A 17,966-nucleotide genomic window follows, 5' to 3' on the forward strand; every position below is an offset into this window, starting at 1 on the left:
TGCGCAGCAGCGGCTGTGGTTTTTGGCGCAGCTGGACGAGAGCAGCACGACCTACCACATTCCGCTGGCGTGGCGGCTGCGCGGGGCGCTCGACCGCAGCGCCTGGCAGCGCAGCCTTGACCGTTTGTTTGCCCGTCACGAGGCGCTGCGCAGTGTCTTTGTCGCACCGGAGGGCAAGCCCCGGGTTGAGGTTCTGCCGGCGGATGCGGGGCTGCCGGTGCTCGAGCACGATCTGCGGGGCCGGCCGGATGCTGAGGCGGCGCTTCTGGAGCTGTGCCATGAAGAGGCAGGCACGCCGTTCGATCTTGCGCGCGGGCCGCTGATCCGCGGGCGTCTGATCCGGATGTCGGATGAGGAACACGTCTTCCTGCTGACCCAGCATCACATCGTCTCGGACGGCTGGTCGCTGGGCGTGCTGGTGCGTGAACTCAGTCAGCTTTACCGGGCGTTTGAGGCTGGACAGGACGATCCTTTGCCGCCGCTGGCAATCCAATATCCGGATTATGCCGCCTGGCAACGGCAGTGGCTGTCGGGGGAACGGCTGCAGAAGCAGGCGCAGTATTGGCGCGACACCCTGTCCGGTGCTCCGGCCCGTCTGGCGCTGCCGACGGACCGGCCGCGGCCGGCCCAGCCGTCGTTTGCCGGGGCCAGTGTTCCGATCGTCATCGATGCGGATCTGACGCGGGGGCTGAAGCGGCTGAGCCGGCAGCATGGCACGACGTTGTTCATGACGGTGCTGGCGGCCTGGGCGGCGGTGCTGGCGCGTCTATCGGGGCAGGACGACCTTGTGATCGGCGTGCCGAGCGCCAATCGCGGCCGCCGCGAGATCGAAGGGTTGATCGGCTTCTTCGTCAACAGCCTGCCGCTTCGGCTGGAGCTGTCGGGCGAGCCGAGCGTGTCGCAGCTTCTGGAACGGACGCGGCGCACGGCGCTGGCTGCGCAGGAGCATCAGGACCTGCCGTTCGAGCAGGTAGTCGAGATCGTCAAGCCGCCCCGGCATCTCGATCACACGCCGTTGTTCCAGGTGATGTTGGCCTGGCAGAACAACGCCGTCGGGTCGTTCGACCTTGCCGGGCTGAGCGTGGAGGCTGCCGGGGAAGGGCTCGATCAGGTCAAGTTCGATCTGGAGCTGAGCCTTCATGAGCAGGGCGAGGAGATCGCCGGGGCGTTCGGTTATGCCACGGCGCTGTTCGATCAGGCGACGATCGAGCGGCAGCGTGGTTATCTGCTGGCGCTGCTGCGGGCGATGGTTGCCGATGCCGGGCAGCCGGTCGGCCGCATCAACATCCTGCCGGCCGACGAACGCAGCTATCTGCTGGAGGAGTTGAACCGGACGGCGGCGGCCTATCCGTCGGAGCGGTGCATCCATGAACTGTTCGAGCAACAGGTCCGGCGCGCACCCGAAGCGGTCGCCCTCGTCCATGAGGACGAGCGCCTGAGCTATGGCGAGCTCAATGCGCGGGCCAACCGGCTGGCGCATCATCTGATCTCGCTCGGGGTGAGGCCGGATCAGCCGGTTGCGATCTGTCTTGAGCGCAGTCTGGCGATGGTGGTGGGGGTTTTGGCGATCCTCAAGGCGGGTGGCGCGTATCTGCCGCTGGACCCGGCCTATCCGTCCGCGCGGCTGCGGCAGGTTCTCGAGGATGCGGCACCGGGTCTGGTGCTTGCCGATGCGGCGGGCCGTACCGCGCTGGGCGCCGATGCCCTGGTGGACGTGACGGTGGTTGATCTTGAGACGGCCACGCCAGCCTGGGCCGAGCTGCCGGCCTCGGATCCGGACCCGCGCGCGCTGGGCCTGACCTCACGCCATCTCGCCTATGTGATCTACACCTCAGGCTCAACCGGAACCCCAAAGGGCGTCATGGTCGAGCATCGGGGAGTGGCCAATTATCTGTCCTGGGCTTGCGAAGCTTATGCGCCCAGGTCATCCTCCCTGGTCTCCTCTTCCCTGGCCTTCGATGCCATAATCACGAGCCTGCTTGCGCCTTTGCTCTGTGGTGGCCACGCACAGCTTGTCAGGGAGGGAGACGAGGTCGAGGGGGTAAAGGAAAAGATCAGCTCGGGCTGCGGGATCATTGATATCACCCCCAGCCATCTGGATGTGCTTGGGCAACAGATGCTGGCGGACTCGGCCGCCAGCCAGGTTGGACTGTTTATCATCGGCGGTGAAGCGCTGTCGCATTCGACAATCGAGCTGTGGCGCAGGATCCAGCCCACGGCCAGACTGGTGAATGAATACGGCCCCACCGAAACGATCGTCGGCTGTCTCTTTTATGAGGTTCCGACAGGGCCAGCTGTATCTGCGAACGTCCCGATCGGGCGTCCGATTGCGAACGCGCGGGTGTATCTTCTGGATGGTCATGGTGCGCTGGTTCCGTTTGGTGCGGTGGGGGAGCTTTACATAGGCGGGGCGGGGGTTGCGCGTGGCTATCTGAACCGTGCCGATCTGACGGCGGAGCGGTTCATCGCCAGTCCCTTTGTGGACGGCGATCGGCTGTACCGGACCGGCGACCTGGCGTGCTATCTGCCCGACGGCAATCTGGAGTTCCTGGGCCGCAACGACGACCAGGTGAAGATCCGCGGCTTCCGCATCGAGCCGGGCGAGATCGCCGCGCGGCTTTGCGAGCACGCCTGGGTGCGCGATGCGGTTGTGGTGGCGCGCCAGGACCGGTCCGGCGACAAGCACCTTGTCGCCTATGTGGTGGGCTCGGACGAGGCTGGCTCGGACGAGGACGATGGAGGCGGGCTGGCCGGCGCCTTGCGGGCGCACTTAAGTGCGCGGCTGCCGGACTACATGGTGCCGGCGGCGTTCGTGCGGCTATCGGGGCTGCCGCTGACGGTGAACGGCAAGCTCGACCGCAAGGCACTGCCGGCGCCGGCCGACGATGCCTATGCGCGGGCGGCCTATGCGGCGCCGCGCGGCGCGATCGAGACGGCGCTGGCAGAGATCTGGGCGGAGCTTCTCGGGGTCGAGCGGGTCGGACGCCACGACCACTTCTTCGAACTCGGCGGCCACTCGCTCCTGGCGGTGCAGCTCTTGAGCCGGCTGCGGCGGTTGTCGCTCGGGGTGGAGGTGCGCACCCTGTTCGCCAGGCCGGTGCTGGCCGATCTTGCCGCAAGCCTGGGCAGCCATCACGAGGTGGCGGTGCCTGCCAACCTGATCACCGAGCAGAGTACGGCGATCACGCCGCAGATGCTGCCGCTGATCGAGCTGACGCAGGGCGAGATCGACCGGATCGTCGCCACGGTGCCTGGTGGCGTCGGCAACATCCAGGACATTTATGGCCTGTCGCCGCTGCAGGACGGCATCCTGTTCCATCATCTGCTGACCAGCCGGGGCGATCCCTACCTGCTGGTGTCGCAGATGGCGTTTGCCGACCGTGGCCTGTTGGATCGCTATCTTGGTGCGGTTCAGCGGGTGGTGGATCGGCACGACATTCTGCGCACGGCCTTTGTCTGGGAGGGGCTGTCGAGCCCGGCCCAGGTGGTGTGGCGTCGTGCGCCGCTGGAGGTGAGCGAGGTCGAGCTGGATGGCTATGATTGTCCCGGCGCCGATGAGCTCCGGCGCCGGTTTGATCCGCGCCAGCACCGCATCGATCTTGGCCGGGCGCCCTTGTTGCGGTTTGTGACCGCGCGCGAGCCCGGCAGCGGGCGCTGGCTGCTTTTGGAGCTGCAGCATCATTTGATCGGGGATCACACGACGCTGGACGTGATGCATGCCGAGGTGCGGGCCATGCTTGCGGGGCGGGCCTATGAACTGGCCGCGCCGCTGCCATTCCGCAATCTGGTGGCGCAGGCGCGTCTTGCTGTTGATGCCAAGGCGCATGAAGAGTTCTTCCGGGGACTGCTGGCCGACATCGACGAGCCGACCATGCCGTTCGGGCTAAGCGAGGTCTACGGCGACGGCAGCGGCGTCGGCGAGGCGCATCGGGTGCTGCCGCAGGCGCTCAACGAGCGGCTGCGCGAACAGGCGCGGCGGCTCGGGGTGAGCCTGGCCAGCCTGTGCCATCTGGCCTGGGGGCAGGTGGTGGCGCGCAGCAGCGGCCGCGAGCAGGTGGTGTTCGGCACGGTGCTGTTTGGCCGGATGCATGGCGGCGCCGGTGCCGACCGCACCATGGGCCTGTTCATCAACACCCTGCCGCTGCGGCTTGATCTCGACGGCACCGGGGTTGCGGCGAGCGTGCGCAGCACCCATGCGCAGCTTTCCGAGCTGCTGGCGCACGAGCATGCCTCGCTGGCGCTGGCGCAACGCTGCAGCGGCGTTGCGGCGCCGGCGCCGCTGTTCAGCGCGCTGTTGAACTACCGCCATAACAGGCCGGCGGCCACGCCCGGCTCCGGAACGGATGATGTCCTGTCGGGGATGGAATGGCTGGGCGGCGAGGAGCGCACCAACTATCCCGTGACCCTGTCGGTGGAGGATTATGGCGAAGCGCTCGGGCTGACGGCGCAGGTGGCGGAGCCTGTCTCTGCGGATCGGGTCTGCGGCTACATGCAGCGGGCGCTCGAGCAACTGGCGGAGGCGCTGGAGCATGCCCCCAACACGCCGGTGCGCGAGCTCGACATCCTGCCGTCCGCTGAGCGCGCGTATCTGCTGGAGGAGTTGAACCGGACGGCGGCGGCCTATCCGTCGGAGCGGTGCATCCATGAACTGTTCGAGCAACAGGTCCGGCGCGCACCCGAAGCGGTCGCCCTCGTCCATGAGGACGAGCGCCTGAGCTATGGCGAGCTCAATGCGCGGGCCAACCGGCTGGCGCATCATCTGATCGCGCTCGGGGTCAGGCCGGATCAGCCGGTGGCGATCTGCCTTCAGCGCAGCCCGGCGATGGTGGTGGGGCTCTTGGCGATCCTGAAGGCGGGCGGCGCCTATCTGCCGCTGGATCCGGCCTATCCGTCTCAGCGGCTGCGCCAGGTGCTGGGCGATGCCGCGCCCCAGCTGCTGCTTTGCGATGCGGCATGCCGCGCCGCGCTCGGCACCGAGGCGCTCGCCGATGTGACGGCGCTCGATCTGGATACGGCCACCCCGCCCTGGGCCGCGCTGCCTGTCTCTGATCCCGAGCCGCGCGCCCTCGGCCTCACCTCGCGCCATCTCGCCTACATCATCTACACCTCAGGCTCAACCGGAACCCCAAAGGGCGTCATGGTCGAGCATGCTCAGATGGCTCGTCTGTTCGAGGCGACCCAGGACTGGTATGGCTTCACCGAACACGACGTATGGTGCCTGTTCCATTCCATCTCGTTTGACTTCTCGGTGTGGGAATTGTGGGGCGCACTGCGCTATGGCGGGCGTTTGATACTCGTGCCGAGTAATACCGCCCGTTCTGCTTCCGACTTCCATGAGCTAGTCTGCAAGTCTGGCGTCACGGTTCTCAATCAGACCCCCTCGGCTTTTAAAGCTTTCATGGATGTAGAATGCCAGAGCAATGTTCGAAACCGCCTTCGCTATGTGATTTTTGGTGGGGAGGCTCTGGAACCGTCCATTCTAAAGCCGTGGTATGCAAGGCATTCAGACAGCGTTCCGCAATTGATCAACATGTACGGCATCACGGAAGCTACCGTGCATGTAACCTATCGACCTCTTAATCAATCTGACACCTCCAACTCGGCCAACCTGATCGGAGAGCCCATCCCCGATCTTCGGTTGTACTTGTTGGATCGGTTCGGCCAGCCTGTGCCGTTGGGGACGGTGGGTGAGCTTTACATAGGCGGGGCGGGGGTTGCGCGTGGCTATCTGAACCGTGCCGATCTGACGGCGGAGCGGTTCATCGCCAGTCCCTTTGTGGACGGCGATCGGCTGTACCGGACCGGCGACCTGGCGTGCTATCTGCCCGACGGCAATCTGGAGTTCCTGGGCCGCAACGACGACCAGGTGAAGATCCGCGGCTTCCGCATCGAGCCGGGCGAGATCGCCGCGCGGCTTTGCGAGCACGCCTGGGTGCGCGATGCGGTTGTGGTGGCGCGCCAGGACCGGTCCGGCGACAAGCACCTTGTCGCCTATGTGGTGGGCTCGGACGAGGCTGGCTCGGACGAGGACGATGGAGGCGGGCTGGCCGGCGCCTTGCGGGCGCACTTAAGTGCGCGGCTGCCGGACTACATGGTGCCGGCGGCGTTCGTGCGGCTATCGGGGCTGCCGCTGACGGTGAACGGCAAGCTCGACCGCAAGGCACTGCCGGCGCCGGCCGACGATGCCTATGCGCGGGCGGCCTATGCGGCGCCGCGCGGCGCGATCGAGACGGCGCTGGCAGAGATCTGGGCGGAGCTTCTCGGGGTCGAGCGGGTCGGACGCCACGACCACTTCTTCGAACTCGGCGGCCACTCGCTCCTGGCGGTGCAGCTCTTGAGCCGGCTGCGGCGGTTGTCGCTCGGGGTGGAGGTGCGCACCCTGTTCGCCAGGCCGGTGCTGGCCGATCTTGCCGCAAGCCTGGGCAGCCATCACGAGGTGGCGGTGCCTGCCAACCTGATCACCGAGCAGAGTACGGCGATCACGCCGCAGATGCTGCCGCTGATCGAGCTGACGCAGGGCGAGATCGACCGGATCGTCGCCACGGTGCCTGGTGGCGTCGGCAACATCCAGGACATTTATGGCCTGTCGCCGCTGCAGGACGGCATCCTGTTCCATCATCTGCTGACCAGCCGGGGCGATCCCTACCTGCTGGTGTCGCAGATGGCGTTTGCCGACCGTGGCCTGTTGGATCGCTATCTTGGTGCGGTTCAGCGGGTGGTGGATCGGCACGACATTCTGCGCACGGCCTTTGTCTGGGAGGGGCTGTCGAGCCCGGCCCAGGTGGTGTGGCGTCGTGCGCCGCTGGAGGTGAGCGAGGTCGAGCTGGATGGCTATGATTGTCCCGGCGCCGATGAGCTCCGGCGCCGGTTTGATCCGCGCCAGCACCGCATCGATCTTGGCCGGGCGCCCTTGTTGCGGTTTGTGACCGCGCGCGAGCCCGGCAGCGGGCGCTGGCTGCTTTTGGAGCTGCAGCATCATTTGATCGGGGATCACACGACGCTGGACGTGATGCATGCCGAGGTGCGGGCCATGCTTGCGGGGCGGGCCTATGAACTGGCCGCGCCGCTGCCATTCCGCAATCTGGTGGCGCAGGCGCGTCTTGCTGTTGATGCCAAGGCGCATGAAGAGTTCTTCCGGGGACTGCTGGCCGACATCGACGAGCCGACCATGCCGTTCGGGCTAAGCGAGGTCTACGGCGACGGCAGCGGCGTCGGCGAGGCGCATCGGGTGCTGCCGCAGGCGCTCAACGAGCGGCTGCGCGAACAGGCGCGGCGGCTCGGGGTGAGCCTGGCCAGCCTGTGCCATCTGGCCTGGGGGCAGGTGGTGGCGCGCAGCAGCGGCCGCGAGCAGGTGGTGTTCGGCACGGTGCTGTTTGGCCGGATGCATGGCGGCGCCGGTGCCGACCGCACCATGGGCCTGTTCATCAACACCCTGCCGCTGCGGCTTGATCTCGACGGCACCGGGGTTGCGGCGAGCGTGCGCAGCACCCATGCGCAGCTTTCCGAGCTGCTGGCGCACGAGCATGCCTCGCTGGCGCTGGCGCAACGCTGCAGCGGCGTTGCGGCGCCGGCGCCGCTGTTCAGCGCGCTGTTGAACTACCGCCATAACAGGCCGGCGGCCACGCCCGGCTCCGGAACGGATGATGTCCTGTCGGGGATGGAATGGCTGGGCGGCGAGGAGCGCACCAACTATCCCGTGACCCTATCGGTGGAGGATTATGGCGAAGCGCTCGGGCTGACGGCGCAGGTGGCGGAGCCTGTCTCTGCGGATCGGGTCTGCGGCTACATGCAGCGGGCGCTCGAGCAACTGGCGGAGGCGCTGGAGCATGCCCCCAACACGCCGGTGCGCGAGCTCGACATCCTGCCGTCCGCTGAGCGCGCGTATCTGCTGGAGGAGTTGAACCGGACGGCGGCGGCCTATCCGTCGGAGCGGTGCATCCATGAACTGTTCGAGCAACAGGTCCGGCGCGCACCCGAAGCGGTCGCCCTCGTCCATGAGGACGAGCGCCTGAGCTATGGCGAGCTCAATGCGCGGGCCAACCGGCTGGCGCATCATCTGATCGCGCTCGGGGTCAGGCCGGATCAGCCGGTGGCGATCTGCCTTCAGCGCAGCCCGGCGATGGTGGTGGGGCTCTTGGCGATCCTGAAGGCGGGCGGCGCCTATCTGCCGCTGGATCCGGCCTATCCGTCTCAGCGGCTGCGCCAGGTGCTGGGCGATGCCGCGCCCCAGCTGCTGCTTTGCGATGCGGCAGGCCGCGCCGCGCTCGGCACCGAGGCGCTCGCCGATGTGACGGCGCTCGATCTGGATACGGCCACCCCGCCCTGGGCCGCGCTGCCTGTCTCTGATCCCGAGCCGCGCGCCCTCGGCCTCACCTCGCGCCATCTCGCCTACATCATCTACACCTCAGGCTCAACCGGAACCCCAAAGGGCGTCATGGTCGAGCATGCGAACCTGTTGAATTTCATATATGCTCTTTCGGATATATTGAGGATCACTGAGCAGGATGTATTCCTAGCCATCACGTCCATCTCATTTGATATCGCAGGACTGGAGCTATTTCTTCCATCGTGCACGGGAGCCACAATCGTCCTAGCCAGCCGTAAGGATGTTACGGATGCTACGGCGTTGCATTACCTTATAGATCAGCGCAAGATTTCTATGATGCAGGCCACTCCAGCAACGTGGCGTTTGCTGTTGGATGCCGGCTGGCAAGGAACACCGGGCTTAAATGTATTGTGTGGAGGTGAGGCGTTACCTGCGAGTCAGTCGTCGCGGCTCAGTAGAGGGGTGAGGTCTCTAAGAAATCTTTACGGTCCGACCGAAACAACGATCTGGTCGTCCAGTTTTGTTATTGACGCGAGGCTCGTTGTGTCTCATCAAAACGTCCCGATCGGCCGCCCGATTGCCAACACGCGGGTGTATCTGCTGGACGGTCATGGCGCGCCTGTGCCGTTGGGGGCGGTGGGTGAGCTTTACATAGGCGGGGCGGGGGTTGCGCGTGGCTATCTGAACCGTGCCGATCTGACGGCGGAGCGGTTCATCGCCAGTCCCTTTGTGGACGGCGATCGGCTGTACCGGACCGGCGACCTGGCGTGCTATCTGCCCGACGGCAATCTGGAGTTCCTGGGCCGCAACGACGACCAGGTGAAGATCCGCGGCTTCCGCATCGAGCCGGGCGAGATCGCCGCACGGCTTTGCGAGCACGCCTGGGTGCGCGATGCGGTTGTGGTGGCGCGCCAGGACCGGTCCGGCGACAAGCACCTTGTCGCCTATGTGGTGGGCTCGGACGAGGCTGGCTCGGACGAGGACGGTGGAGGCGGGCTGGCCGGCGCCTTGCGGGCGCACTTAAGTGCGCGGCTGCCGGACTACATGGTGCCGTCGGCGTTCGTGCGGCTATCGGGGCTGCCGCTGACGGTGAACGGCAAGCTCGACCGCAAGGCACTGCCGGCGCCGGCCGACGATGCCTATGCGCGGGCAGCCTATGCGGCGCCGCGCGGCGCGATCGAGACGGCGCTGGCAGAGATCTGGGCGGAGCTTCTCGGGGTCGAGCGGGTCGGACGCCACGACAACTTCTTCGAGCTCGGCGGCCACTCGCTCCTGGCGGTGCGGTTGCTCAGCCGAGCGCTAAATCTTGGAATGAAGTTTAATGCCGCCGATCTCTTCCAGGCTCCTGTCCTGAAGGAACTTGCATCGAGGGTTGAGTTGGACCCGCAACGTCATCCAGCTGGAGTGCTACCCGTTCAGGCGACGGGATCTCAACCGCCACTCTTCTTTGTTCCGACAGGTTACGGAGATTATTCGTATGTCCTCACTTTAGCAAAAGAAATGGATGTAGACTGCCCGATCTATGCTTTGCCATGGCCGTCTTTCAATGAACTTTGTCAACCAGCTCTCGATGCGATCGCCGCGGAGGTAATCCTCGCAATCGGAAAGATCCAGCCGCAGGGTCCGTATCGCTTCGCTGGTTACTCCTCAGGGGCAATCTTGGCTTATGCGCTTGCCAAACACTTGCTAAGTCGCGGGGAAGCTGTCTCATTTATGGCGTTCATCGATGTCACATTACCTGCAAATCCATCGAGCAGGTCGGATGCCCAAGTAGCATTAGATATGATATTCGAGCCTCTCGAGTCTTTAGATGATGAGCGGTTCGAATTGCTGGAGAAACTTTCTGAACAAAGTTCAGTTGCTCAGTTGTTTGAAAAGGCGCAGCAAATTGGGGCCATAGCTTCAGATCGCGATCTCTATGACAACGCCTTGAGGTATGTCTATTTTCACAGGGCACTACGATCGTATCGAGCTGCGACCCTGCCAATTGAGATACATCAGTTTTATGCAGCTGATCCTTTCCCTAGTCGTCGTGTGCGGGGCAAAAACTCAATCGCCCCGGAGGCAAGATCGGTCATGCGCGGCTGGGACCGCGTTTTGAGTGGGGCGGCCATTCATGCAGTTTCAGTTCCAGGCAATCACGTAACGATGATGAGCAACCCAGAAAACCGCGAAGTTCTGGCACGCATGTTATCGAGAGCCTTGAATGGTTCGCCAATAAACACGCTGAACTGCACCCCGTTTTCACCGGATACCCGCGTTAGCCGGAGGAGCTAGTCTTACTGAGTCAGAAAAAGCGTCTGATTCAAAAGGTCGCGGGCGAGGTGCTGTCAGAATCAGTTACCGGTTGAGATTCAGGCATCGGCAACGGGGGCTGATATGGATCTCCGGACATCAGACGGCAGTGAATCGCGATTTTCGGCTTTTGTCGAGGGACTTGTGAGCGTGATCGGACATGCGGACCGGGCCCGGCCGTTGTTTGATTATTGCATCGGCTTAATCATGCCGGGGGAGCGTAAGAGCGTTGAGCCGATGGCAGCGGTGACGGCACCTGATCGGACGGCGGCACAGCATCAGTCGCTGCTGCACTTCGTCGGTCAATCGCCTTGGTCTGACGAGGGTGTTTTGGCCAAAGTGGGTGAGATGGTACTGCCGGCGATAGAGCGCCATGGACCGATCGAAGCGTGGATCATCGATGACACCAGTTTTCCCAAGAAGGGAGCGCACTCAGTCGGTGTGGCGCGTCAATACTGCGGGCAGCTCGGCAAGCAGGATAACTGCCAAGTCGCGGTGTCCCTGTCGCTTGCCAATCACCACGCCAGTCTGCCGGCGATGTATCGTCTCTATCTGCCGCAGGAATGGGCGGCAGATAAGAAGCGTCGGCGCAAAGCGGGCGTGCCCAAGGAGATCAGCTTTAAGACCAAGCCAGAGATCGCGCTTGAGCAGATCGACGCGGCCTGCCGAGCCGGGCTTCCTCGCGGCGTGGTGCTGATGGATGCCGGATATGGCTGCAACACGGACCTGCGGACCAGCATCAGCGCGTTGGCGTTGACCTATGTGGCCGGTATCTTGCCAAACACCACGGTGTGGACGTCCGACACGGCGCCGCTGCCGCCAAAAAAATGGTCGGGCAAAGGGCGACCACCAAAGCTGCTGCGCCGCGACCACAAGCATCAACCGATTTCGGTCAAGGAGCTTGCTCTTTGCCTTCCTAAGCGGGTCTGGCGCACGATCAAGTGGCGAGAGGGTGCGGCCGAGCGGCTATCGTCGCGCTTCGCTCGCGCGCGCGTTTGCGTCGCGCATCGAGATTACCAGCTCACCGAAAGCCGACCGGAAGAATGGCTTTTGATCGAATGGCCAGAAGGTGAGGACGAGCCGACCAAATACTGGCTTTCAGCGTTGCCGGAAACGATCACTTTCGGCAGGCTAGTCGAGCTAACCAAGCTGCGCTGGCGCATCGAGCGCGACTATCAGGATCTCAAACAAGAGGTTGGGCTCGGGCATTTCGAAGGGTGAGGTTGGCGTGGCTTCCACCACCACGCCACGCTGTGCATCGCGGCCTACGGGTTCCTGGTCTCCGAGAGGGAGACGATTCCCCCCTCGGGATCTCGTTCCACCAGGCCGTTCAAGAAACTTGCGGTTCCCAACGGTTACCGACCCAGAGGCTCCGCCGCTGCGACCCGAACGTCACATCCCGAACTCGATCAGGACGATGCGGCGAAGACTGATCGTTGCCATCGCCCGGAACATCTCACGCTGTCCTTATTGCACCCGGCAGACGAAGCGCCTTCTTTTGTGACACAGTAAGACTAGGAGCCTGTCCAGTTAGCATCGGGAAGCCAGTTTTATCCGAATGATAGCGGCTCATGCGGCCCTCGCCAGCTTGACGAGGTTGTGAGCGGTGCAAATCAGGGCCCATTCGGGCTTCACTTTGTCGATGCCGCGCAGCAGGAATTGCCTGAACCCTCTTGCCTGTTTGATCTGTCCGAACACGGGTTCGACGATCTGCTTACGCAAGCGGTAGCGACTTCGGTAGCCGGCGCGCTTGAGCTTGGTGCTCATCTTGGCGATCAGCGAGCCGGCTCTTGAAGGCTTTTCCGCGGTGGCGGACTTGGTGCCGTGCTTCTGCCTTCCGGTTGGCGATGTAGCCCTCAATGCGCCGCCGTTTGATCGCGCGAAGATTGGCGGCGGAGCAGTAGCCGGCGTCGGCCGACACTTCGTCGGGATTGGTCCCCAGAATAGCCCTGATCCCGTTGAGCAACGGCGCCAGTTGCGCCTGGCGGCGTCGATCCTCGACTTCACCGACGAGATCACGCGCAAGACCCTGCCGTCGCTCGGACCGGCGCTGGAGACAGCCGCGAGCAACGTTTTCAAGCTGGCGAAGCGGTGAGCGCTGCGGCATCCCGCTTGACAGCGAGTTCGCAACGGTCGCCGCAGCGAAGTTGAGGTTCAAGTAAGATACCCAAAACGAACAAACCAGTCCCGATTATCGGAAACGATTGCCTCGGCCGTATCTGCATTCAGATTGCCAATCCACCGACCTATCCGACCGTCGCGCCGATGGTTTGGGTGTAGCAGGTTCTCCGTGTTGTAAGAAGCAACTCCATCAATGAGGCCATCTACTTCGCGGACAATTTGAGCAGCCGTATTCGGGTCAATAGATATCCCACAAGCCCTCGCTATCCTCTGCGCCGAGGTTTGCGGATGATTTATGATTTCGACGTAGGATAGATCGATGTCGGATCGTGCTGACCAATACTCATGACATTCGCGCGTAGTTTTTGCAGCGGCGAGAGCAGCGCCTTTATCGTCCTTGTTCACCCAACCACGATCATGAAGGGACACGATAATATCACGCAGATCGCGATGGCAAGTTAGTACAGTTTCCGCTCTCTCGCTCCATTGATCGTCAGGGATGTGAATTTTCAATAGCGCCGACGTTTCTGTTCCCGGCACATAATCGTCGATCCATGCTGTCTTTAAGTTCGGGTCCTGAGTTCTCAAGCTTAATCGAGCTACATTGAAGACCCATGTGCTTCCAGAACGCTGTGTACCAGCCGCTAGAATAACCCGCATAGCTTTCTCCCACCGGTTCCAATTCCAACCCTATCAGCCGCACCCGTGGCGTCAAATGGGTTTTTAGAGCCTGAAGAGGCCAGCGGCCGACCATGACTTACACGCTATTAGGTCAGTATGCCCTCCTGACATATCCGTGGTGAGCGTCGCGACGGGGGCTCTTGTGAGGCATGCACCCATTAACGCCGCGCGGCTGCGCCCGTAAGCTTATCGGCATGTCGGGATCCTCCGCGTCACTTCGGAGGCGTCGGGCGCTTCGCCTCGGCCTCGGCGGCTTCGCATACGGCAACCGGATCGGGTTCGAACGGCGACAACCTGGCATCAAGCAGACGCTTGAGCAGCTCGGCGGCCCAGCGCTCGTCGCGCGGAGGCTGCCGCAAACAGCGCGACACGCACCTCGCGACAGCGAAGCCAGTCCTCGCGCGCGACGTATCCCAGCGGGTGACACGGCTTGGCGCTGCGGTCGTTTACATGGTTTCCAGTCCACCATTCGCTGACGGGGCCAAGCAGACGAGCCAACGCTCGCGAGCGACCCTCGAACTTCTGACCTCGCTGCGGCATGCGCTCGATCCCGGCAAACAGCGCGAGCGCCTCAGCGGTCGTCTAGTGAGTTCTACCGCATCGCCGACGGCCAAAATACACTCAACAGCATCATCGGAAATCTCGAAACCAAACTCCCGCTCAAATTTGAGCACCAATTCGACCATGTCTAGGCTATCGGCGCCAAGGTCTTCGATGAGGCTGGCATTATCCACCACTTCATCGGGATCAACAACAAGCTGTTCGACCACGATAATCCTGGCGCGTTCGGCAATGTCGATCATGTTTCAAGCCCGCATCGTTGCATCATGGCAAGAATGGCTCGTCATTCAGTCCGCCGTAGCAGGGCCGTCCACCGTCATGAAAGGCACCTGTAAGAATATTGCTTCGCTGGAGTTCGTTCATCTCGTTTTTGCGGTTACAAGGAGAAGGCTGTTCTCCGCACGCAACCGACTCATCCGCATTGAGGGGCTTGGAGCCGAGCAGCGTGTCAATTCAGGGCGGGAAAACCGCCGCGCATCAGGTGTCGATATCCGTGCTCGCTCATCCATTTTGCGCGTGCAAGATGGCTGTCGAAGGTGCGGCGGGCCCGCTGCGGCTCGTTGTCCGCGTCGATATGCAGCACAATCTTTGCTACTTCGCGCCAGTCGGCCCCCTCGGCATCCGCGTCCAGCAGACGCCAGTAGGTGACGAGGTGCTCGTAATCATAGGGCGTGAGCATCGAATCTACCGGCGCCGTGTCGGCGACGTCGGGATCGAGCGGCGGTTTTTGCATGGGACGAGCTCGCAATGTTCTGTCTGATGCGTCACTTAGCGCCGCCTTTTTGACCGCCTGATGTCATATCAGGGCCGTCTTGCGCATCACGCGATGTTCGGGATGTATCAGGCTTGCCGATGTGTTAGTTGGCCTGGGGTCCGGACGCCGATCGGAGAGCCCGAAGCTATTGATCAAGCTAGCGAAGGAGGCGTCAACGTAAAGCGGATCACCAGTCCCTAGATGGCGACGGCCTAGTCTAGGAGCCTGTCCAGTTAGCTTTGGGAAGGCAGTTTTATCTTGATAATGGCGGCTCAACTTGACGCTACGTGCGATTCAAGCCCTTCGAGAGCTCGTCGCGTGCATATGTCCAAACTCGCGGGTGCCAGAAGCTGTGACGACACGATTCACATCGTCCATAAGTTGTCCCAAGAAGATCGCATCGCTACGAGGTCCGTGACGCGCTAAACGAGTATCGACGAACGGCGAGTCACCATATCCCCGATCACGTACCCCATACGTCCGCAAGTGGGTGGGTCCTGCTGATCAGCTCGAAAGTCGCTGACGAACGGCTCGCGGCGGCGCATCGGGCTAAGTTGCCTATGTCTACGCGGCAGTTGTCCGTCAACCAGGTGCGGCGGCACCAGGAGAGCACCGTGTTGGCGATACCGGCTGTCAGATTGCGCCACCGGTCTGGGCTGACCTCATAACGCTGGGACAGATCCTACTGTCGCTGCTCCCGCACGGTTTCCAGCGCAATCCTTGCCTTCAGTGTCGCGTCGATCCTGTGTCTCGTCTTCGTCGTCATTATCCGCTCCGTCTATCAAACGGAGCAGCCGTTTCCAACTAAGCAAATGGCCCCAAAATCGGGGCCCATTTCAGACAATCGTGCGCGCAGCCATGCTTCCAATGCCGTTAAATTGCGGGCGGGGGTACCAAAGCCCTGTGGCACGCCACGAAATGATGGTCGTGCCGACGCGTTGGCTATGTTGGGTTCAGGGGCAGCACATGGCCTGGCTCACCAGTTCGGCCGGGGTCTCTGAGCAGGGCAAAGGTACGGCGGCATCAATGGCAAGCGCCGAAAAGCGCATGCTGGTGCGATGAGTTATGCATAAACAACCGTTCTTAATATGCCGCTCTGTATTGTCGCGAACAGCCGTGTCCAATTGACGATGTAGTGTCCGGAACCGAACACAGAGGATCAAGTATTTCGCCGCCGCGGCGCAAAGAGTGGTTTTTCCCTCTTCAAGTAAGCCCTCCACAACCTGTTTGGTGGCACGCGGATTGCTCTGAGACAGTGAGGATCCAAAGGACGATATCGGTCCCGCGGTCGGCCCCGCGCCCACACATTCAGAGGAATCTTGCTCGATTGATTCTCACTTCGATAGACGCTGCACGGTTGAGTGCGATCCCGCCAAATGAAGCGTTGTGGCGTCCGTCGGGGATGTCGCTGTCATTCGTAGCGCTGGATAACTCTCATGGCTGGCCGGAGTCGATTAGCATTCAGTGCGGCAATTCCCGAGCAAATCCTGACGAGTGTGACAGGCTTAGGTCGCCATGTGGCGCGCGCCTTGGCCGGGAACCGCATGCATTGGCTGAGGGGTGAAGATGGCGCATTGGTCTCCTCTGGCGCAGCCAAACGCTTGCGAGTCAGGCGATTGTGGTGGGCAACGACTTGCAACCTCCCCAATCGGTTCTACCGTCTTTGTTGGTAGTGGTACGCTGGCCATCAGGTGTGCTGAGCTAGCGAGGGAGAAGGGTCACGACATCCGCGCGGCGCTGTGTGCCGACGCCACATTCGCCGATTGGGCCGCTCACGCCAATATCCAGTGTGTTGGGAGCATTGAAGAGCTCTCCACGTTGCTGAAGACCGAACCGGTTGAGTGGATTTTTTCGGTTGCCAACCCGTTCATTTTGCCGCCAGTGGTGTTTGAGCGAGCCCGTCAAGGCGCTTTCAACTACCATGACGGTCCGTTGCCACGATATGCGGGTACTCACGCGACGTCTTGGGCGCTGCTGGCCCAAGAGGCCGAACATGGCATCGCGTGGCATCGTATCGATCATCGGGTTGATGCTGGTGCTCTGGTGGTTCAGCGCCACGTCTTAATTGCGCCCAGCGATACGGCGTTAACGCTGAACCTCAAATGTTATGAAGCCGCGATCGAGGGCTTCCGTGAGCTTTTGACCGGCTTAACAAATGGAGAGCTCAGTGCCCGTCCGCAGGCGCTAGTTGACAGAAGTGTTTTCCCGAGGCGTCGACGCCCAGATGCTGCGGGGTGTCTGCGATGGGATCGATCCGCGCAAGATCTGTCAGCAATGACACGCGCCTTGGATTTTGGGCCGTATCATGCCAATCCCTTGTGTCTGTCCAAGGTTCTCGTGGGCGATGACGTTGTCGCAGTCAGGTGCTTGGAGGTGACGGTGAGGCGCTCGGGCTTTCCGGCGGGCTCCCTGGTTGAAATCCATCCCCGCCACTGGCGTGTGGCGACCGGGACAGAGGATGTTGATGTTTGGTTTGGCGGCCTGGATGATCAGGCTCTGGATGCGCGGGCACTCGCAAGGTGCTCCGATCTGGATGAAGGCGATCGCCTGCCGATCTTAAACGATGGTCAGGCGCGGAGTATAACTGTTACGCATGAAATGCTGGCGCTTCGGGAGAGTTTTTGGCGACAACGGCTTGAGCAGTTTAAAATATTGCAGCTTCCGTATCAGTCGTCTTCAGTAGCTGCGGCTCCGCCCCAATGGCAGTCGAGTTCATGGCTCATTCCAAGTGCTTTGGCCGAGCTGTCCCCCAATGATCGCACGGAATATCTATTGAGCGCTTGGCTGATCTATCTCGCTCGCGTCACTGGAGAATCAGAGCTTCGATTGGGATGGACCCCCGCAGCGAATGGTTCGCGAGCCGGGATGAAGGCGGTGGAGGTGCTTATCGCTTCTGTCGTGCCAATGGAAATTATCATAGATATCGGTCACGATTTTGCAGAGGTGCGCAGGGCGGTGGCGGCCGAGTGCGCTCGGCTGAGGCAGTACGATAGCTTTGCGCGGGATCTTATCGCGCGCTACCCGACGTTGCGGGGGGCGGAGGCGCTACGATCGCGCCGTCCCTGGCCCGTTGGCGTTACGGTTACTGCAAATAGCGCGTCTCCTGCGTCAAACCCAAGTGATACGCCCCTATCCGGTGATCTGCTGACGTTTGAGGTTTGCGCTCTGGAAGGGAGCTTTCGATGGCACTTTGATGCCAGTCGTTTGGCGCCCCCGCAGATCGACCGC

General features: G+C 62.4%; 4 protein-coding genes and 4 pseudogenes. 3 read left to right on the forward strand and 5 right to left on the reverse strand.

The annotated features are described in order from the left end of the window. Positions 1 to 22: 22 nt before the first annotated feature. On the forward strand, positions 23 to 10,603 hold the full coding sequence (locus RX328_RS08360; RefSeq protein ID WP_317258640.1) for a non-ribosomal peptide synthetase: 10,581 nt from the start codon (positions 23 to 25) through the stop codon (positions 10,601 to 10,603). Positions 10,604 to 10,705: 102 nt separating this feature from the next. Next, positions 10,706 to 12,133: pseudogene (locus RX328_RS08365) on the forward strand (IS701 family transposase). Positions 12,134 to 12,190: 57 nt separating this feature from the next. On the opposite strand, the pseudogene RX328_RS08370 reads toward RX328_RS08365, so the two are convergent. The 5 genes and pseudogenes from RX328_RS08370 to RX328_RS08390 form a co-directional block, all read right to left on the reverse strand. Next, a pseudogene (locus RX328_RS08370) lies at positions 12,191 to 12,596 on the reverse strand (transposase); the annotation flags it as partial. Positions 12,597 to 12,775: 179 nt separating this feature from the next. Beyond that, positions 12,776 to 13,402, reverse strand: a complete 627-nt coding sequence (locus RX328_RS08375) for a hypothetical protein (RefSeq protein ID WP_213257437.1) — start codon at positions 13,400 to 13,402, stop codon at positions 12,776 to 12,778. Between the two features lie 233 nt (positions 13,403 to 13,635). Further along, positions 13,636 to 13,794 carry a hypothetical protein gene (locus tag RX328_RS08380; RefSeq protein ID WP_213257435.1) on the reverse strand — a complete coding sequence of 53 codons (159 nt, stop codon included), beginning with the start codon at positions 13,792 to 13,794 and terminating at the stop codon, positions 13,636 to 13,638. 207 nt (positions 13,795 to 14,001) lie between these two features. Continuing rightward, a pseudogene (locus RX328_RS08385) lies at positions 14,002 to 14,226 on the reverse strand (acyl carrier protein); the annotation flags it as partial. Between the two features lie 206 nt (positions 14,227 to 14,432). Further along, on the reverse strand, positions 14,433 to 14,717 hold the full coding sequence (locus RX328_RS08390) for a DNA -binding domain-containing protein (RefSeq protein WP_213257431.1): 285 nt from the start codon (positions 14,715 to 14,717) through the stop codon (positions 14,433 to 14,435). A 1,587-nt stretch (positions 14,718 to 16,304) separates the two neighbouring features. Between RX328_RS08390 and RX328_RS43315 the strand changes: the two are divergent. Continuing rightward, a pseudogene (locus tag RX328_RS43315) lies at positions 16,305 to 16,808 on the forward strand (formyltransferase family protein); the annotation flags it as partial. Positions 16,809 to 17,966: the final 1,158 nt, after the last annotated feature.

Origin of the sequence: Bradyrhizobium sp. sBnM-33 (assembly GCF_032917945.1) — a bacterium.
GTDB lineage: Bacteria > Pseudomonadota > Alphaproteobacteria > Rhizobiales > Xanthobacteraceae > Bradyrhizobium.